The sequence below is a fragment of the Compostimonas suwonensis genome (assembly GCF_002797855.1).
GTDB lineage: Bacteria > Actinomycetota > Actinomycetes > Actinomycetales > Microbacteriaceae > Compostimonas > Compostimonas suwonensis.
The window spans coordinates 237,196-255,865 of record NZ_PGFB01000003.1; the positions used below are offsets into that span (position 1 = coordinate 237,196).

Genomic DNA, 18,670 nt, shown 5'->3' on the forward strand with positions numbered 1-18,670 from the left:
GATGCGCCGCGCGCGATACGAGAACTCGTGATGCCGGGAGACGACGGAGAAGAGGACACTCCATGGGCGCTGACCCGCTGGTGCCGACAGCGAGAGGCTCACTGGCCGATCGTGTGGAGACGGGCCGTGCAGCCCGCAAGGCCCTGCCGCGCACCGCCCTCGCCGAGGTGCCGCCGCCGGGGGCGCGCGCGGACCCGGTGCTGCTCATCGAGCGCCAGGAGCAGCGGCGCTATCAGCCGCTGATCCCCGTGCGGCACGAGCGGATGGCCGTGTCATCCTTCGGCTTCTTCCGCGGCACCGCGCTGCTGATGGGCGCCGACCTCGCGGCCCAGCCGAGCACCGGCCTCCTCACGCAGTTGTGCGGTGACGCGCACCTCGCGAACTTCGGCCTGTTCGCGAGTCGGGATCGTCGTGTGGTCTTCGATGTGAACGATTTCGACGAGACCTTCCGCGGCTCGTTCGAGTGGGATGCGAAGCGTCTGGCCACCTCGTTCGTGCTCGCCGCCCGCACCGCCGCGCTGCCCGACGTCGTCGCTCGCGAAGCCGCCTACGAGGTCGCCCGCGCGTACCGCACGAGCATGCGCGCCTTCGCGATGATGCCCGTTCTGGGCGTCTGGTACGAGCGGATGGAGGCCGATCAGGTGACGGCGATCATGGCGGCGGCGGGCCCGTCCGGCAGACGCGCCGTGCGGCGGGGCTTCGCGGCGGCCCGTGCGCGCGACAGCTGGTCGGCGATCAGGAAGCTCACCCGCGAGGTCGACGGGCGCCGCGTCTTCCGAGACGAGCCCGAGCTCACGCGCCTGGAGCTCGCAGGGCAGATGGCCGAGAGGGTGGATGCGACCTTCGCGAGCTACCGCTCGACCCTCGACGTCAGCCGTCGCGAACTGCTCGACCGGTTCGCCGACGAGGGAGAGGATGCCGAATCGTGTACCAGGCGCTGGGCCACATCCTGCCGATCGCGGTCGCGGTCGCGCTGAGCTCGGTGCCGATCATGGCGACGATCCTCATCCTGCTGTCGCCGAAGCGCGGCCGCTCGGCCGTGCCCTACCTCATCGGCTGGGTGCTGGGGCTCGTCGTCGTGGTGGTGCTGTGCGCTCTCGGCGCCCAGGCGATCCCCGACCCGCCGCCGCGGCAGCCTCAGCTCGTGGTCGGCGTCGTCGAGATCGTGATCGGCCTCGCGCTCGTGGTCTTCGCCGTCGTCTCCTGGCGGCGCTCTCTGCACAGCCCGGGTGGCGAGATCCCGAAATGGCTGCACGCGGTCGGCACCTTCGGGGCGCTCGCCTCCTTCGGCGTCGCCTTCGCCCTGAACTTCCGGCCGAAGGGACTGCTCCTCGGGGTGGCGGCCGGGCTGGCCGTCGCCGAAGGGTCGCTCGACGCCGGCGGGGCGACCATCGTCATCGTCGTCTACACGGCGATCTCGGCCTCGACCGTCGCGGCGCCGATCATCGTGACGCTCGCCGCGCCCCGGCGGATGCAGCCGCGGCTCATCGTCGCGCGCGACTGGATCACCCGCAACAACCGCGTCGTCACGGCCCTCATCATGATCATGATCGGTGTGGTGATCATCGGCTCGGGGCTCAGCCGGCTGTAGTCCGTGGGTCCGGCCGGACCCGCGGACGGGTCGCCGTCGAGGTCGCGCTCGGGCGGTGTCTTCGGGTCGCGCCGGCGGGTCGCGCCGGCGGGTTGCGCCGGCGGGTTGCGCCGGCGGGTCGGGGCTGCGGGTCGCGCCTATGGGTCGCGCCTATGGGTCGGGGACCGTGGGTCAGCTGCGGCGGGTCAGCCTCAGCACGGGGATGTGCCGCGCCCCGTTCACACGCTTCTTGTAGTCGTCGAAGCCCGGCGACCGCGAGACGAAGGCGTTCCAGGCGTCGTCGTACTCCGAGCCGGTCAGCTCGGTCGCGAGAACCTCGACGACGTCGGATCCAGACTCGATCGCGACCTCGGGGTTCGCCCGCAGATTGGAGTACCAGGCGGGGTTGCGCGGGGCGCCGGCCGCGGATGCGACGATGAGCCAGGATGCCGCGTCCGGCGCGATAGCCATGACCGGGCTGATCCGCTCCTCGCCCGTCTTCGCGCCGATCGTGTGCAGGAGCACGAGGCTCGACCCGAACCCGCCGGTCTCGACTCGGCCGCCGTTGGCGCGGAACTCGCTGATGATCTGGTCGTTGAAGCCGCTCATGCTCCCACGCTACCGGCTGTCGGCTGTCGGCTGTCGGCTGTCGGCTGTCGGCTTGCCGGCTGTCGGCTCGCGGGCCGCGGCCGAGACGATCTCAGCCCGTCTCGACCGTCTGCCCGTCGGAGAGCGCGACGCCGTCGCGGCGGCTCCTGCGGGTCTCGAAGCGCGCGCCGCGCTCGCCGCTGATCCCCGCTCCACCGGCCGCGCTGCCGGCTCCGGCCGAGACGCCGGTGCCCGGGCCGTTCGGAGCGGCCAGGCTGTCCGGAGCGGCTGAGCTGCCTGTTCCGTCCGGGCTGTTCGTGCTGACCGGGCTATTGATGTCGGCCGGGCTGTTCGTGCTGACGGGGCTGTTCGTGTCGGCCGGGCTGTTCGTGCTGACGGGGTTGTTCGTCGCGCCGAGAGTGATAGCGTCCGCTGGGCTCGCCGCCGCGACCGTACCGCCGCCCGCGAGCAGCGCCGCCGGCAGCGCGCTGCTTCGCCGGTACTGCGGTGCGCCCGCCGCGAAGACCGATCTCGGCTCCCGCTCCCGCATGAGCAGGGCGAACGGCCAGAGCATCAGTGCGACGAAGAAGCCGGCGTAGCCGTTGACGAGAAGGATGCCGGCGATGAAGGCCATGCCCGCGTCATCCGAGCTTCGCGTGCCGACCATCGCCCCGAGCTGCACGAGGGCGAGCGCGACGGCGATCGCGAGCAGCGAGACGCCGAGGCTCACGAGGTAGAAGAGCTTCTTCTGCAACAGCTGTCGGCGCAGTCCGGCGAGCACGGCCCAGGCCGCGATGATCAGGAGGGGAAGCGCGAAGAGCAGCAGGAGGGTCGGGATCATGGTGTCACCGTCCGCGGCCGCGCGCAGCACCGTCGGAAGTATCCGATCCGTCATCGCCCCGCTCCCCTGATCGGGCGCCCCCGCCCGTGTTTCTTCGTGCAGGACCAAACATAATCGTCGCCTTGGTTCATCGGGTAGTGGAATGGCGAGAAGATCGTGAACGGATCGCGATGGGCATCACGGATGCCTGTCGCACGAGGCCGGCCGGTGGGATGCTGGGAGGGTGGCCATTCTCCTTGTCATCGTTTTCTACGTCATCGTGCCCGCCGTTGTGCTGTGGGTGCTCTATCTGATCATCAAGACGGCCGTGAAGAACGCGCTCCGCGACCATCAGACCTGGCTGGACACCAGGATTCGTCCCTAGGCTGCGACGGGCCGAGCGGCTCAGCGCACCGCGGGGGTCTGCTCGACGGTCTCCGCGGCGTCCTGGAACGCGAGTTTCGGCACGAAGACCAGCAGCGCCGCGGCGACGAGCGCGGTGACGCCGCAGATCGTCCAGACGATCATGTAGCCCTCGAGCGAGCCCGCGGTGCCTTCCGCTCCCGTCGAGGTGGTGACGTAGCTCAGCAGGGCGATCCCGAAGACGCAGGAGGCGAAGGCGCCGCCGATCGTCTTCGTGGTGTTGGTGAGCCCGGTGGCGACACCCGTCTGGCCGTGCGGCGCTGCGGCGGCGGCCGCGGCCGGCAGTGCGGCGACGAGCGCCCCGGAGCCGATGCCCGCGACCGTCATGTTGACGAGCAGCTGGGGGAGGGTGTCGTGCAGGGGCAGGAAGAGGAGATACCCGAGCGCCACGAGGAGGGCGGCGCCGATCAGCGCCACGCGGGGTCGCACGACCCGGGTGACGAGCGGGAAGAGCAGGGCGCCGACGACGAGCGAGAGGATGTAGATGCCGATGAGGATGGAGGTCTCGCCGGTGCTCGCGCTCAGGCCATAGCCGTAGACCGAGGCATCCGTTCGCGCGAAGGTGGAGAGCGGCGCCTGCGCGCCCAGAACGCTCACCCCGAAGAGCCCCGCGGTGACCTGCACGGGCCACATCGCCGGCGTGCGGAACATACGGATGTCGATGAGCGGGTCGGCCTGTTTGAGCTCGTAGCGCACGAACGGCACGAACAGCAGGATGCCGAGGGCGATCGCCAGCCAGGGCAGCGGATTGCCGGGGCCGTTGAGCCGCATGAAGCTGAGGCCCGCCGTGAGCACGAGCAGCGCGGTCGTGATGAGCACGAGGCCGCCGCGATCGAGGGTGCCGCCGGTCTTCTCGGGGCTCTCCGTGACTCCGAAGAGCACGACGAAGAAGCAGGCGACGACGGCGAGCGCCGGTATCAGCAGGATGAGCCACAGCTGGCCGGCGAGCGCCACTCCGAGTGCTCCGGCGGCGAGCGCCCCGGCGATCGCGCCCAGCTCGAGGCCCGCCACGAGGTAGGCCGCCGATTTGCGGGTGAGCGCGGCGGCGTGGGGGTGCTGCCGGCTGCGGCTGTAGATGAGCGCGATCTCGAGCGGCAGCCAGACCACGTAGAAGCCCTGCAGCGACCACGCGATGAGGAAGATCCAGAAGTTGGGCGAGAAGGCGAGTGCGATGCTCGCCACGGCGGTGATCGCCGTCGAGATGAGCAGGATGCGTTTGTGGCCGACCATGTCGCCGAGCTTCGCGAGGGCCGGCACCACGAGGGCGCTCACCATCAGCTGCGTTCCCTCGAACCAGTTGACGTCGGCGTCGTGCACGCCCAGGAATCGCGCGATGTCGGTCAGCAGAGGGGTGTAGTACCCCTGCAGCACCCCGCTCGTGAACTCGACGATCACGAGGAAGCCGACGACCGCCGACACCGCGCCGAGTGGAACCTTGCTCGCCCGCATCCGTGCTCCTTTGCTGGAGAAAAGCTACCTCATTCGGATGCCGCGGCAGCACGACGCTCGGGAAGCGATCGAATCAGGGTCTGGACGAACCGCTCCCCGCGCTCGAGGCTGTCGATCGTCACGTGCTCGTCGACGCCGTGCACGCTCGCGCGCTGCTCGGCCGACATGACGAACGGGGAGAAGCGGTAGACGGCGGGAACGAAGCGGTGGAAGTGCCGGGAGTCGGTCGCGGCGTTGACCACATAGGGTGCGGACACGGTGCCCGGGTAGCTCGCCGTGACGGCCTCCGAGATGAGGGCGAACTGCTCGTTGACGCTGCTCGAGACGGGGGTGGGGTCGCTCTCCTCGAGAACGACGATCTCGACCGCGGGGTCGCCGATCGCCGCCCGCAGGGTCGTCACGACGGTGTCGACCGTCTCGCCGATCGCGATGCGCACGTTGAGGGTCGCGCTCGCCGCGGCCGGCAGCACGTTCGGCGCTGTTCCCGCCTCGAGCATGGTCACGGCCACGGTGGTGCGTGTCATCGCCTCCGTCTCCCCGCCTCGGGCCGCGAGAAGCCGGGCGACCGGTCGTGAGAAGAGCCCCATGTTGGCGAAGGCGAGCCGGTAGGCGAACGGCGAGATCGGGGCGAAACCGGTCAGCATGTCGTGCGTGGGGCGCGGCAGCGCGACCGCGAACGGGCTCGTGCCGAGCCTCAGGACGGCGCGCGACAGCCGGGTCGTCGCCGTGACGGCGGGCGGGGCCGAGGCGTGCCCGCCCCCGCCACGTGTCTGCAGGCGGATCGTCGCGACGCCCTTCTCGGCCACTCCCACCATCGCGAGGGGTACGGTGATGCCCGGGAACGGCGAGTCGATGATCGCACCGCCCTCGTCGAGAACGAGCCACGGCCGGATGTCGCGCCGCGAGAACTCTGCGGCGATCCGCTGCGCCGCCGTGCCGTAGCGCTCCTCGTTGCCGCCGAGCGAGACGTAGACGTCGTGCGCGGGTGTGAAGCCGTCGGCGAGCAGATTCTCCACGGCCTCGAGCACAACGAGGAGGTGGCCCTTGTCGTCGAGGGTTCCGCGGCCCCAGACCGCGTTCTCCCGCACCGCACCGGAGAACGGATCGTCGGCCCAGTCGTGAGGCTCGGCGGGCACGACGTCGTAGTGCGCCATGAGCACGAGCGGGTCGCTCTCGGAGAGGCCGCGCCAGCGGTAGAGGATGCCGAAGGGGGTGATCTTCTCCCGCTCCAGCCGGCTGTGCACGAGCGGATACTCCTCGGCGAGCAGAGCCTCGAAGCGTTCGAAGGGCTCCGGGTCGTCGTCGCTCGTCAGCCAGACGGTCGGGATGCGGACCATACGCGAGAGCCGTTCTGCGCTGCCGGGCCGTGCCGCCGAGAGCGGGAGGGAGCGGGCGGGCGACGACGCCTCGTGGCGGGCGGGGGAGGCCGCTCTCGGACGGCCCGCGGCGAGGGCCCGTGCGACGACGGTGCCCACGAGGGCTCCGAGCGCGACGGCACCGACGGCGACGACGCCGAGCACGAGGCGCGCCGGGCCCGCGCGGCCGATGTGCGTGGCGGCATCCGGGCCTGTTCGTATGGGTCGTCGTCGTTGGGTCATGCTCTCAATGATCGTCGTTTCTCGGACCGGAACGCCCGTGAGCGTCCGGGTCTGTGGATCCTACGCATGCGTCGGAGGACTGTGAATAAGTCGATACCCGCATAGACGCCGGACGCGTGGCGAACCTACGCTCCCGCTATGGGATCTCGAACGCTCGCCTCCGCCGCTCTCGCCGCCGTGCTGCTGCTCGGTCTTACCGCCTGCTCGGGCGGATCGGCGGCGGATGAGGCGGACGGCGTCTCCGGTTCGTCGGCCGGGGCGGGCGCGTCATCCGCCGATACGGGCTCCGATACGGGCTCCGACGCCGATTCGGGCGCGAACCCGGGCTCAGACTCCGACGGCGAGGCGGATGCCGGGGCCGGCGCGCCCGGTTCCGCCCCGGTTCTCGTCGACACGCCCCCGAGCCCCGCCGCGACCGTCGGCATGACCGCCGACGGCATGGACCCCGGCGCCGTCACCGTGCCCGCCGGCTCGATCGTCACCTTCACGAGCGCGGACGACGGCTTCCACGCGGTCATCATCGACGATATGGACGGGCTCACGGTCGCCAAGGGGATGCCGACCTCGCTCCGGTTCGACGCGCCGGGCAGCTATGTCGCGACGGACGAGCTGGGCTCCGGGACCGCGACCATCGAGGTCGACTAGCGGCGAATCGCCGAACGGGCACTCCGCTCGTTGTGGATCATGACGCATAGTTGTGGATCATGACGCACCGCCTCATCCGCAGCAGCACCCTGTCGACGCGAGCCGAGTACGCCTACGCGGCGGTCGTGGCACCGGCATCCGCTCTCGTCGTCACCGCGGGGGCCTGCCCGCTCGATGCCGACGGTGCCATCGTCGCGCCGGGCGATGTGCGGGCGCAGACTCAGCAGGTCATGGCGAATCTCGTCGTCTCGCTGGCGGAGGCCGGCGCATCGCTGACGGATGTCGTCAAGACGACGGTCTACGTGGCGTCGTCCGACCGGTCGGAGCTCGGTCTCGCGTGGGAGGTCGTGCGCGACGCCTTCGGCGACCACGATGCGCCGAGCACACTGCTGGGCGTGGCCGTGCTCGGGTATGAGGGCCAGCTCGTCGAGGTGGAGGCCGTCGCGGCGATCGCTGCGCCGTGAGCGCAGTGAGGTGAGCGCCGCGTCATGGGCGCGCTGTCGTGAAAGCAGCGTCGTGAGTGTTGTGAGCGCTGTGAGCGCGGTGAGTGTGGCGAGCGCCGGAGGCGGGTGCCGGATCAGAAGAGGGTCGCGGTGTCGCTGGGGGCCGAGTCGCGCTCGAGCTCCAGCAGCCAGAGCTTGCGCTCGAGTCCTCCCGCGTAGCCGGTGAGCGAGCCGGAGCTGCCCACGACCCGGTGACACGGCACGATGATCGAGATCGGGTTGCGGCCGTTCGCGAGGCCGACGGCCCGCGACGCACCCGGACTGCCGAGCGCGTGCGCGAGCTCGCCGTAGCTGCGCTTCTCGCCATAGGGGATGCGGGCGAGCTGGCCCCAGACGAGTTTCTGGAACTCCGTCCCGCGGGGTGCGAGGGGCAGATCGAAGGCGGTGCGCTCTCCTTCGAAGTACTCGTCGAGCTGCTCGACGACGGCCGCGAATGGCCCCGCGTCATCGACCGCGTCGTCGAGGCCCCTCGGAGGATGCGAGTGGTTCTCGAAATAGACGCCTGTGAGGGCCTCGCCGTCGGAGGTGAGCAGGAGCATCCCGACGGGGGTCGGAATCGAGTGGACGGCGGTTCTCATACGCTCCTCGTGGGTGGGTCTGCTGCGGCGGGTCATCTCGGTCTCTCAATCATGCCTCTGTCCGGGCGATGTCGACTGGCGGTAATCGGACATCGAGGTGTGGGCGCCCGTTCCTGTGCCGTGACCTCTCCTCCACAGGCTTGTCGTTCAGCAACTTATCCACAGAAATACCTGATCATGAGTGAAATGTCGGTGGTTCTCGGGATGATTGAGCCATGGAAACGACAGCTCCCGATGCGCTTGCCGAGTTGCGCGAGCAGCTCGAGGCGCTCGCCCTGCTCGATTCCGTCCACTCGGTGATCGGAGGCATCGGTGTCGCGTCCAGCGGTGGTGTCGCGCCCGGTCATGGTGTTATGCCCAGGGCTGACGTCTCGTCCGGCCTGGGTGTCTCGTCCGGCCTGGGTGTCTCGTCCGGCCTGGGTGCCTCGTCCGGCCTGGGTGTCGCGCCCGGCCTCGACGACGGCGCGTTCGTGCGTCTGGCGGAGACCGTGCAGCGGATGTCGGCACTGCTCGATGCCGTGAAGGTGCGTCTCGCCGGCATCGCGGTGCAGAACTCGCGAAGCAGCCTCGGTGCGGAGGGGTGGGCGAAACGGCGCGGGCACGGGTCGGCGGCGGCCATGCTGGCAGAGATGTGGCATCTTCCGCGCCAGAGGGCTCAGCTGTACTGCCTCGTGGGAGAGGCGACCGCTCCTCGCGCGAGCCTGACCGGGGAACCCCTTCCCCCGCGGTATCCGCTGCTGGGCACGGCCATCGATGCGCAACGGATGAGTGTGGATGCCTCGGCATCCGTGGTCCGGGAGCTCGAGCGAGCCCGGCAGCGCTGCGCAGACGATGTCGTGGCCATCGCCGAGGAGGCGATCGTGGCCGAAGCTCAGAGCCTCACCACCGAAGACGTGGCGGTGCTCGCGCGAGCGGTCCGCGATCGAATCGACTACGACGGCGCCGAGCCGCGAGACGAGGAACGCCGTCGGTCGCGACGTCTCTCCATGACGACTCTGCCCGACGGCACGATGCGAGTCGTCTGGGTGCTCGAGCCGGAGTCCGCCGTCTTCGTGCGATCCGGGATCGACGCCCTCGTGGGGCGCGACCTCCGGCAGGAGCAGCGTGGTCCCCGCTTCGACGGCCCTGCCGATGCAGCGGCGCCCGAGGCCGTTGCTCCTCCGGCTCCTCCGGCTCCCTCAGCTCCTCCGGCGGTCGTCGATCGGCGCAGTCTCGCGCAGATGAGGGCGGATGCCGCGTTCGAGATCTTCCGGCACGTAGCGGCGTGCTCCGATGCACGGCAGCAGCTCGCCCCCGTCACCGTCGTCGTGCGGATGAGTCTGGAATCGCTTCAGACGGGGCGGGGAACAGCCGAGCTCGACGGGATCGACGAGACGATCTCGGCTGCGACCGCCAGGCGGCTGGCTGCCGACGCGGAGCTCATCCCGATGGTGCTGGGTGGCCGCAGCGAGCCGCTCGACCTCGGTCGGGCGCGCCGTCTGTTCACCCGTGCCCAACGCCTCGCTCTGGTCGAGCGCGACGGCGGCTGCGGTTTCGGCGGCTGCGAGCACCCGCCGTCCTACGCAGAGGCCCATCACATCGAATGGTGGTCTCGATACGGCCCGACCGATCTCGCGAACGGGGTGATGCTGTGCTCTTTCCACCATCACCTCGTTCACGATCAGGGCTGGCAGATCACCGTGAGGGCGAATGTCCCGTACTTCATCCCGCCGCCCGACGTCGATCCATGCCGAAGGCCACGACGGGGCGGAAGTGTGCGGGCCTTGGCTCGCAGCGTGAACGGTGAGGTGACGTGAAGCGTCCGGGTGGCGTGAAGCATCCAGCGGCGTGAAACGCGCAGCGGCGTGAAGGGCGAATGGTCTGAAATCCAGGCGGCTTGGCCCGACGGCGTCAGATCCGTGCGGCTGAACTCGCGACGGCCGGCCCGACGACCGCTAGCATCACGGCTATGGGCAGACGGAACGCTCTGCGAGCGACGTTGGGGTACGTCATCGCGCTGGACGTGCCCGCCGCGATCGAATGGTGCCGGCGTGAATACACCACGACGGAGCGAGCAGGACGCGGCGACCCCTTCCTGCTCGGCCTGCAGGCCTACTGCGAGTACTGGGCGCGCGACTACGACGCGGCCGGCCGCTCGGCCGTACTCGCAACGAGACTCGCGGCGGATGCGACCGGCCACGACCCCGAAGCCGTGATGCTCGCCCGGGCTGCGTCCGCCTTCGCCATCGCCGGGCTGCTCGAGCCGCCCGAGCAGCCGCACCCGAGCTCTGCGGGCGTCGCGTCCGCGGGCGTCGCGTCTGGGAAGGCGGCGCCGGGAGAGAAGGAGCACGGAGAGAAGGAGCACGGAGAGAGGGAGCGCAGGGGGAGGGAGCGCAGGGGGAGGGAGCGCGGAGAGGCTTCCAGAGAGGGGCTCGGAGAAGGGGCGGGAGGGGCAGAGGAGTGCGATCCGCTCGTGCTCGCGGCGCGCGACATCCGCTCAGTGGATGCCGCGCTCGACGACGTGCGCAGCTTCATCGTCTATGCGCTGGCCGAGGCCGCCCTCGCCTGCGCTCGGCTCGACCTCGCGCTGGAGTTCACGCGCGAGCTCGTCCTCTCCGAAGACGGGCCTCGGCGGCCTCTCCGTTCGCAGCCTGCTACGCCCGACTCGTCCCTCCAGGGTGCACCCGAGCGGCACGTTCTCGTCGAGCATTTTCTCGACGAGGACGACGCCGGAGACGGCGTGCGTGCCGGGGATGGCGCGGATGGTGCGGTCGTCGGGGATGGCGTGCGTGCCGGACATCGCGTGCTCGACGGGGATGGCGGGGATGGCGCGGTCGTCGGGGATGGTGTGTTTGCCGGGGGTGGCGTGCTCGACGGGGATGCGCTGAAATCGGGCGCGCTCGACGAGGGTGTGTCTGACAACGGTGTGTCTGGTGGGGGTGTGTCTGACAGCGGTGTGTCTGGTGGGGGTGTGTCTGACAACGGTGTGTCTGGCGGGGGTGTGTCCGACGACGGTGTGCTCGGGGAGGCCGTGCTCGACGGGGGCTTGATCGGCGGGAGTGCGCTCGAAGGGCGGGGACGTCCGCATGCGTTCATCGACGTCATCCGCGTCATGCGGGTGCGGGTGCTCGGCTTCCAGGGGCGGATCTCGGAGGCGCTCGAGCTCGCCGACCGCGCGCTCGCCGCCGCGGGAAGCCCGGCGACCCGCCTGCTCATCGAGGCGACGCAGTGCCTGCTCACAGGCAACGCTGCCCAGCGCGGCACCGTGCGGGCGACGGCCGACCGCCTCGAACGCAGCCTGCCCGAGCCGAACGACGCCCTGTCGAGCGGGTGCTACCTGCTCGTCGCCTACGGTCTCATCGCGACAGCGGATGTCGCGCGCGCGGCGTCGTTCGTGCTCGCCGCGGGTCGCACGGCCGGCCTCGACGCGCTGCCCATCATCGACCGAGCCCTCGGGCTGGAACTGCTCACCGCGGCCGCCGTCGCCGTCGCCGACCTGGATGCCGCCGAGGCGTGGTCACTGCGTGCAGCCCCGCTGCTCGCCAATCCGATCTCCGCTCCGACCGTCGAGAGGCTCATCAGCCGGGTCGAGCTGCTCGCTGGACGACCCGAGAGCGCGGTCGTCTGGGCTCAGCGGTCCCGTGAGCATGCGGCGGCCGACGGGCGGCTCGTCGAAGCGGCGGAGGCCGAGATCGTGCTCGCTCGCGCCGACGTCGCCGCGCGCAGGAGCGGTGCGGCGACGTCGCGACTCGAGGCGCTCGCCAGCGCGGCTGTCACGACCGGCCATATCGCCGCACGACGATCGGCTGCCCGCGAGCTGCGCGCGGCCGGGCGCCGCCTGCGTCCCGTCTCCGGCAGCGGGTGGGAGGGACTCTCCGCCCGAGAACGCGACGTCGCACTGCTCATCGCCGACGGGCTCACCAATCGCTCGATCGCCGCACGGTTGCACCTCTCCGAGCACACGGTCCAGATCCACGTGTCTCGGGTGCTGGCCGCCTTCGGCGTGGCCTCGCGTCTCGAGGTCGCGACCCGCATGGTCGGCCGGATGCGCCCCCGCGCCGGCGCGCCTCGCAGAGACCCGGATGCCGGGAGTGCCGGGAGTGCCGGGGCTGTCGGATGCGCAGGCAGTGCTGGGGGTGCTGGGGGTGCTGGGAGCGGTGTCGGAGGTGCGGGGGATACCCGAGGTGTTGGCAGTGTTGGCAGTGTTGGCAGTGCTGGCAGTGCTGGCAGTGCTGGGAGTGCTGGGAGTGCCGAGGGTGCCGAGGGTGCTGGCAGCACCGGTATCGGGGGTGTTGTGGATGCCAAGGGCGCCGTGGGCGACGGCGGTGCTGGGGGTGCTGGGAGCGGGGTCGGAGGTGCGGGGGATACCCGAGGTGTTGGCAGTGCTGGCAGTGCTGGCAGTGCTGGGAGTGTCGCGGGTGCTGGGAGTGCTGGGAGTGCTGGCAGTGCTGGGGGTGCCGAGGGTGCTGGGGGTGCCGAGGGTGCTGGCAGCACCAGTATCGGGGGTGTTATGAATGCCAAGGGTGCCGTGGGTGACGGCGGTTCCGGGGGTATCGCGGGTGCTGGGGGTGCTGGGGGTGCTGGGGATGCTGGGGGTGCTGGCGGGTCTGGCGCCGCCGCGCTCGCGCCGATCACCGGTCGCCAGCAGCAGCTCGTCGAGCTCATCGTTCGGGGGCTGACCAATGCCGCGATCGCGGCCGAGCTCGGCATCAGCGTGAAAACCGTCGAGAAGCACGTCAGCGAGGTGCTGCGACGGTGGGGCCTCGAATCCCGGGTGGGGATCGCCTCGACGGCACGCGAGCGCGATATCGACGGATCCGTGGCGGCGATCGACGCATCGCCGTAGAGGCACAGCGCAGCAGGGGAACCCCGCAGCAGGGGCACAGCGCAGCAGGGGCACCCGCTGTAGACCTACACCGCTGTAGACGTACCCCGCAGCGGATGCACCAGCGGCAGACGCGCCAGCAGGCCCGCAGGCCGTTCGCTCGACGTGCGGTTCACGGGGCTCGCGATAGGCGCATGAACAAATGAATAAGCGAGAACCCCACTATGGCTCGTCCGTCTCGCCCGGGATCATGGGGGCATGACTGCATACGGCGCGGGGGACCGCCGAAACCTGATCGGCAGGATCGCCGTGGTCGCGGCATCCGCTCTGCTTCTCGCGGGATGCGCGACCGCACCGACCACCGCACCGACCACCGCACAGACAGGGGCGCAGGCGACCGCGGCGGATGCAGTCGAGGTGCCGGATGCAGAAGCGCCGGACACATCGGAGACGTCGGCGGGGGTCGACCCGGATGACGGCGCAGCCGGCTCGGACGCAGGCGGAGGGTGCGCAGGGGGCACCTCCGCCGGCTATGAGCTCTTCAGCGATCCGGCGATGAGCGTGCACCCCGACGACGGCGCGATCTTCGGCGACGGCACCCCGCTCTCGTTCGCCTACGACGCCCACGACGAGTCGCGCGCGCCCAGCTACTCGTACGACATCTCGTACATCCAGGATGACGGCAGCGCCGTGCCGCTCTCCGGTGGCATCTTCTTCGAGCAGGAGGGCGGCGTCTTCAGCACGACGGACTCGGTCTTCACCTCGGAGGCCGACGGCCGCTACGGGTTCTTCACCGTCATCATGGTGCAGGATGTCGCCTTCGACGGCGACTCGTACGATGCCGACACCGTCGAGCTCGGGCGGTACTGCGTGCTCTTCGCGACCGACGACTGACCGGGGGCTGACGCGCCGGCTGTCCGGGGGCTGACCCGCCCGACGGCTGACCCGCCCGACGACCGACTCGTCCGACGACCGATTCGCCCGACGGCTGCGGCGCAGCGCGGGTGCGGAGCTCACCTGCCGACGATGGTGCGGGGGATGCCCGGCCGGGATGCATATCGCGACATCGGGATGCGCTGCCGGGAGGCGCTGTGGGACCATGTTCTGTCTCGGTTCCGCTTCTCGATCCGTGGTTCTCGACGCTCGGGATCCGGAGCCCGATCTCACGCTCGACTCGACTCCCGGAGGATGTGCCCGTGTTCCGTAGAACCTGTTTCGCCGTTGTGGCCGCTGTGCTCGCGGCATCCACCCTGGCCGGATGCCAGAGCGGCGGTGGCTCGTCCGAGATCTCCGCCCCGGCCGTCGTCACCTTCGAGGTGGCGGGCTCGGAGCGCTACTCGATCGAGCTGGACACCGACGAGCTCGTCCAGCACGTCGTCGAGCTGCAGAACGGGGGCGAGGAGGGCCGGATCCCGAACGGAGAGATCGTGCGCGACGGCGACGGCGACGTGAACTCCCCGTGGACCTGGCACATCGATCCCGCGACGCTCGAGTTCGCCGACGCGACGACGGGGGTCTGCGACGGACTGCCGTCGGCCGTCGAGGACGGGAGCCTCACCTCCGACAACTACTGCCCCTGGGACGCGAAGGTCGTCGAGCTCAAGCCCCTCGGCTGAGCCGTCCGCTCCGCTGAGCCGTCCGCTCGGCGGAGTCGGAGGCTCTCACACGCGGGGACGGACCATCCCGAGCGGCCATCCCGTGCGGGTTTATACGCCCGCTCCTGTGATCCTGCAAGCCCCTGGCGACCCGCTCGACGAGTCGGGCAGAGTGGCACCATGAAACGTATCCTCTACGGCAGCGGCACGCTCCGGACGAGTGACGACGTTGCCGATGCAGTTCTGGCCTACGCGATGGCTCTGTCGCGGCGGTCGATCGCGGACTCGATCGACATCCCCATCGTCCTCGACGACGGGCGGGTCACCGAGGCCGCCCTCCTGCTGACGCCCCTGACCCCGCTCGTGGCGATCTCGGAGAGGCCGTACTCAGACAGGTCCCGCTCAGGCCGGTCGCCCTCGGGCAGTCCTGTCTCAGAGGGCCCGGTCTCGGAGGGTCCGGTCTCAGAGAGCCCGCGCTCCGACGAGCTCGACGGATCGGTCGCGGTCACCGACATCACGGCACGGCTGCGCCGGCTGTCGGAGTCGTCGATCGACTACGGCGTCTATCCGCACCACGTCGACGAGTACGGTTTCGGAGACTTCGAGAACATCTGAGGCGAGGCGCCCGGAGTCACGGGTGTCCGGCGTCGGTGTCGTCACGCGTTCCGGCCGCATCCCGTGGTCGGCTCGCGCCGAACGGCCCCGACAGCGCAGCCCACTGCAGCAGCATGATCGTCTTCGCGTCGACGATCGTGTCGCCGATCGCAGCGAGGGCGTCGTCGAGGCCGAGCTCCACGAGCTCGATGTCCTCGCCCTCGGCGACGAGGCCGCCGCCGGCCGAGGTGCGGGTGGCGCTGCTGAACGGCGCGGCGTAGAAGTGCAGCTTCTCCGTGACCGAACCGGGGCTCATGTAGACGTCGAAGAGGTGCTGCGGCTCGCCGATGTCGTGGCCGGTCTCCTCCATCGCCTCACGGCGGATGGCGGCATCCGGCTCGTCATCGTCGAGGAGGCCTGCGGGGGCCTCGAGGAGCACACCGTCGGGGTGGCCGTTCACGTAGGCGGGGAAGCGGAACTGGCGGATGAGCAGCACGACTCGTCGCTGCAGATCGTAGAGCAGGATGGTCGCGCCGTTGCCGCGATCGTGGGTCTCCCTGCTCTGCGTGCTCCAGTGGCCGTCGGCATGCCGGAAGTCGAAGGTCGTCGTGCGGGTGACGTACCAGTCGGAGGAGAGCACCTGCACGTCGCGCACCTTCACGCGCGGGTTGCCGGCGAGGTCTCGCCCGGTGAGGTGCAGCCCGGTGCGCCCGCGGGCATCCGGCTCGTCGATTCCGCGTGTCATCCCTCGACGCTAGCGCGTGCGCGGTGGGGTCGCCGTGGGATGTCGGACGGAAGCGGCGCCCGGGGTTCGGGTGAACTCCGGGCGCCGCTTCTGGGCCGCCGTGTCTCGGCCGTCGGTTAGGACACCCTGGTTGCAGCGTGTCTGTCTGGTTGCAGCGTGTCTGTCTGGTTACAGCGTTTCCGCGGAACGCCGTCTGCGACGCTGGACGGTGATCGTCGCGAGGATACCGCCGAGCAGGAGGAGGCCGAGGCCGCCCACCAGCGCGATCGGGAGCTCGGCGCCGACTCCGGTGCTCGCGAGAGCGCCGGAGCTCCCGTCATCCGATCCTGCGTCGGATCCCGTGTCGGCCGGCACCGTGGTGCTCGGATCGGTCGGCGCGTCGGTGGGCTCGTCGGTCGGCGCGTCGGTGGGCTCACCGGTGGGCTCGTCGGTCGGCGTGTCCGTGGGCACATCCGTCGGCTCGTCTGTCGGGACGGCCGCGGCCGTGATGACGCAGTCGACGGACTGGGTCTTGGTCGGGTCGTTCTCCGAGGTGGCCGTCACCGTCAGCGTGGCCGTCGACGCGGTGACGGCCCCGTGCTCGAGGTACACGGGAACCGTGATCGTCTCACCCGTCTCCGCGGTCACGATGCTGCTCGGCGTGGACGGCGTCCAGTTCCGGTCGTCGACGCTCGTCGTGATGCGGTAGATGTCGCTGTTCGCCAGCGCGTTGGTGACAGCACCGCCCGTGTTCGTGAGCGGGACCGTGCACTGCGCGATGTCGTCATCCGTCGTACCGGTGACGGTTCCTTCGCCGAGCGCGAGCCCTCGCACCTGGGGGCCGGGGTTGTCGAGCGAACGCACCGCCACGTCGTAGCTCAGCAGGCCGTCGTCGTCGCGCTTCATGTCGACGACGTAGAACTGCAGACGGTTGACCTCGTCGACGTACTCGTACTCCGAGCCCGAGTCGTTGCCGGCGTGGAACAGGCCGTCGTTGAGCTGACGTTGGTCGCCCCGCGTGATCATGATCGGCGTGCCGTCCGGGCGCACGTAGTCGACGGTGTCGATGTTCTCGGGGTTGGCGTCGATCGCCCAGATGAACGGGTTGCTGTCGGCGTTCTTCGTCTTCGAGATCAGGACGCCGTGGTCGGGAAGGAACGAGTCCGTGCCCATGCGGTCCAGCACCTCGAGGGTGTAGTTGTCGAAGTTGCCGCCGTCGCAGTCCCATTGGGCCGCGCGGGTGCAGCTGCCGTTGGAGTCGTCGCCGCTGAGCGGCCGTCCGCGGCTGTCGACCAGCACGTTGCCGAGCGCATCCTTGGGGCGCTCGAAGGCGATGTTGATGCCCGTCGGCTTTCCGGGGAGCATCACGGCGCGTGCGGTCAGGTTCGTCACGATCGACCCCTGGGCGTTGAGGCTCTCCTGCGTGAGCGTGATCAGGTTGCCCGTCGCCTCACCGGTCTGCGCGTCTTGCGTGTAGAGATCGATCAGGTCGAGGTTGATGCGGTTGCGCAGCGCCACGCCCGCGGGCTGCGAGCCGCCGGCGACCGAGGGGACGCCCCAGCGCTGGTGGGTGCCACCCGGGCCGCCGAACTGACCGCGGGCGAGCACGTCGAACGGCCCGCTCGTGTCGCGCAGAGGCCCGCCGTCGGCCGCTTCCGTGCCGAAGGGGTTTCCGTAGTTGTCGGAGATGCCGAGGATGTGGCTGAACTCGTGCGCGAAGGTTCCCATACCCGAGGACTCGGCCTGCGTCGAGTTGCCGGCGTTCCCCCGCGACGGGAAGTTGGCGTTCGGCCAGTGGTTGATGGCGGCCGACCACGAGGTCCACGGGATGTACCGGGTCTTGGCGGCATTGGCCATCGGCGCCCCGTTCTGGTCGAGTGCGACGCCGTTCTCGTCACGCGGCGGGCCGAAGGTGTCGGTCACGTCCTCCGGGTTCTCGAACAGCATGCGGCCGAACTCCTCCCACGTCGTGGACTCGTCGTGGCCGGCGGTGATGTAGAAGACCTCGTCGAACTCGGTGAGGGGGTTGGGCACCCCGATGTCGGCGGACCAGAGGCTGAGCGCGTCACGACGGATGTCTTTGTTGCAGCTCTCGCCCTGGGGGCAGAACGCCGCGTTGGGCTTGTTGAAGCTGTCGTTGAGGCCGTACTCCTCGATCTTGCCCGGGAGCTCGTAGGGGCCGAAGGCCTCCATCTGAACGCTCAGACGCCCGCCGGTCTGCTCCATCCAGTACTCGTTGATGGTGCGGCCGTGGTTCAGCTCGTTCGGAGTGTTCAGCAGATCGAGGTAGAACTGCGGCACGTCGTCGCGAGGGATGTTGTGCGCGAGCCCCGAGGGGTTGCCGAAGGTGTGGGAGCCCTGGTCTTGCGTGACGAGGAACGGCTGATTGGTGAAGTCGAGCAGCACGACCGCGCCGTGGAACGGACGCTCCGAGCCCTCGGTGTCGTTGGCCCAGTCGGTGTTGGGAACCGGGGTGTAGTCATCCCAGGTCATGTCGTCCATGTTCTTCCAGTCCTGAGGATCGACAGGATCGAGAACGCCGGGATCGATGGGTGTCGGATCCGCGGGCGCCGCCATAGCGACACTGCTGGAGGCGGCAGCCACAGCAAAGATGCCCGCCGCCGCCGCGATGGCGACTCCTGCTCGCCAGTGGCGCGCACGCCGTTGGCTTGGCTTCGATGTCAAGATTTCTCCTCTGCTCATTCACTTCTCTGATCTGGTTCACTTCACTGATCTGGAGAGAGCCGGATGGCTCGATTCCCCGGTTCGGCGCCCCGCA

At 69.9% G+C, this 18,670-nt stretch carries 17 protein-coding genes; 10 read left to right on the plus strand and 7 right to left on the minus strand.

The window, feature by feature from the left end; all coding sequences use genetic code 11:
• Positions 1 to 62 precede the first annotated feature (62 nt).
• Entirely contained in the window at positions 63 to 977 is a 915-nt protein-coding gene (locus CLV54_RS08950; protein WP_100344629.1) for a DUF2252 family protein, read from the plus strand.
• On the plus strand, positions 926 to 1,591 hold the full coding sequence (locus tag CLV54_RS08955; RefSeq protein WP_100344630.1) for a GAP family protein: 666 nt from the start codon (positions 926 to 928) through the stop codon (positions 1,589 to 1,591). The genes CLV54_RS08950 and CLV54_RS08955 overlap by 52 nt, the downstream gene beginning before the upstream one ends.
• 171 nt (positions 1,592 to 1,762) lie before the next feature.
• On the opposite strand, the gene CLV54_RS08960 is transcribed toward CLV54_RS08955, so the two are convergent.
• Together CLV54_RS08960 and CLV54_RS08965 are read right to left on the minus strand one after the other, a co-directional pair.
• Positions 1,763 to 2,179, minus strand: a complete 417-nt coding sequence (locus tag CLV54_RS08960) for a nitroreductase/quinone reductase family protein (RefSeq protein WP_100344631.1) — start codon at positions 2,177 to 2,179, stop codon at positions 1,763 to 1,765.
• Positions 2,180 to 2,270: 91 nt separating this feature from the next.
• The gene (locus CLV54_RS08965; protein WP_100344632.1) at positions 2,271 to 3,053 is read right to left on the minus strand and encodes a hypothetical protein; all 783 of its coding nucleotides are present in this window, start codon (positions 3,051 to 3,053) and stop codon (positions 2,271 to 2,273) included.
• A gap of 169 nt (positions 3,054 to 3,222) precedes the next feature.
• Between CLV54_RS08965 and CLV54_RS17480 the strand changes: the two genes are divergently transcribed.
• Complete coding sequence (locus CLV54_RS17480) at positions 3,223 to 3,363, plus strand: hypothetical protein (protein ID WP_157802887.1); 141 nt, start codon at positions 3,223 to 3,225, stop codon at positions 3,361 to 3,363.
• A 20-nt stretch (positions 3,364 to 3,383) separates the two neighbouring features.
• Here CLV54_RS17480 and CLV54_RS08970 read toward each other — a convergent pair whose 3' ends face one another.
• Entirely contained in the window at positions 3,384 to 4,850 is a 1,467-nt protein-coding gene (locus CLV54_RS08970; RefSeq protein WP_100344633.1) for an MFS transporter, read from the minus strand.
• 29 nt (positions 4,851 to 4,879) lie between these two features.
• Positions 4,880 to 6,448, minus strand: a complete 1,569-nt coding sequence (locus CLV54_RS08975; RefSeq protein WP_245861537.1) for a M20/M25/M40 family metallo-hydrolase — start codon at positions 6,446 to 6,448, stop codon at positions 4,880 to 4,882.
• A gap of 138 nt (positions 6,449 to 6,586) precedes the next feature.
• Here CLV54_RS08975 and CLV54_RS08980 point away from each other — a divergent pair, with 138 nt between their 5' ends.
• A complete protein-coding gene (locus tag CLV54_RS08980) occupies positions 6,587 to 7,093 on the plus strand; it encodes a cupredoxin domain-containing protein (protein WP_100344634.1) in 507 nt (168 codons plus the stop codon).
• A 59-nt stretch (positions 7,094 to 7,152) separates the two neighbouring features.
• Positions 7,153 to 7,557 (plus strand): RidA family protein, encoded by a 405-nt coding sequence (locus CLV54_RS08985; protein WP_100344635.1) that lies wholly within the window; start codon positions 7,153 to 7,155, stop codon positions 7,555 to 7,557.
• A 113-nt stretch (positions 7,558 to 7,670) separates the two neighbouring features.
• Here CLV54_RS08985 and CLV54_RS08990 read toward each other — a convergent pair whose 3' ends face one another.
• Positions 7,671 to 8,174, minus strand: a complete 504-nt coding sequence (locus CLV54_RS08990; RefSeq protein ID WP_100344636.1) for a methylated-DNA--[protein]-cysteine S-methyltransferase — start codon at positions 8,172 to 8,174, stop codon at positions 7,671 to 7,673.
• Between the two features lie 215 nt (positions 8,175 to 8,389).
• Between CLV54_RS08990 and CLV54_RS08995 the strand changes: the two genes are divergently transcribed.
• The 5 genes from CLV54_RS08995 to CLV54_RS09015 all read left to right on the plus strand — a co-directional run bounded on the left by CLV54_RS08995 (position 8,390) and on the right by CLV54_RS09015 (position 15,188).
• On the plus strand, positions 8,390 to 9,970 hold the full coding sequence (locus CLV54_RS08995) for an HNH endonuclease signature motif containing protein (RefSeq protein ID WP_100344637.1): 1,581 nt from the start codon (positions 8,390 to 8,392) through the stop codon (positions 9,968 to 9,970).
• 152 nt (positions 9,971 to 10,122) lie between these two features.
• Positions 10,123 to 12,999, plus strand: coding sequence for a helix-turn-helix transcriptional regulator (locus CLV54_RS09000; protein WP_100344638.1), 2,877 nt, complete (start codon positions 10,123 to 10,125; stop codon positions 12,997 to 12,999).
• Between the two features lie 237 nt (positions 13,000 to 13,236).
• Positions 13,237 to 13,872: a hypothetical protein gene (locus CLV54_RS09005; protein WP_100344639.1), complete on the plus strand. Its 636-nt coding sequence runs from the start codon at positions 13,237 to 13,239 to the stop codon at positions 13,870 to 13,872.
• 302 nt (positions 13,873 to 14,174) lie between these two features.
• Positions 14,175 to 14,594 carry a BP74-related protein gene (locus CLV54_RS09010; protein WP_100344640.1) on the plus strand — a complete coding sequence of 140 codons (420 nt, stop codon included), beginning with the start codon at positions 14,175 to 14,177 and terminating at the stop codon, positions 14,592 to 14,594.
• Positions 14,595 to 14,753: 159 nt separating this feature from the next.
• Positions 14,754 to 15,188: a hypothetical protein gene (locus CLV54_RS09015; protein ID WP_100344641.1), complete on the plus strand. Its 435-nt coding sequence runs from the start codon at positions 14,754 to 14,756 to the stop codon at positions 15,186 to 15,188.
• 16 nt (positions 15,189 to 15,204) lie between these two features.
• Here CLV54_RS09015 and CLV54_RS09020 read toward each other — a convergent pair whose 3' ends face one another.
• Together CLV54_RS09020 and CLV54_RS17910 are read right to left on the minus strand one after the other, a co-directional pair.
• Positions 15,205 to 15,912 carry an NUDIX domain-containing protein gene (locus CLV54_RS09020; RefSeq protein WP_100344642.1) on the minus strand — a complete coding sequence of 236 codons (708 nt, stop codon included), beginning with the start codon at positions 15,910 to 15,912 and terminating at the stop codon, positions 15,205 to 15,207.
• 168 nt (positions 15,913 to 16,080) lie between these two features.
• Positions 16,081 to 18,468: a PT domain-containing protein gene (locus CLV54_RS17910; protein ID WP_245861539.1), complete on the minus strand. Its 2,388-nt coding sequence runs from the start codon at positions 18,466 to 18,468 to the stop codon at positions 16,081 to 16,083.
• Between the last annotated feature and the right edge of the window lie 202 nt (positions 18,469 to 18,670).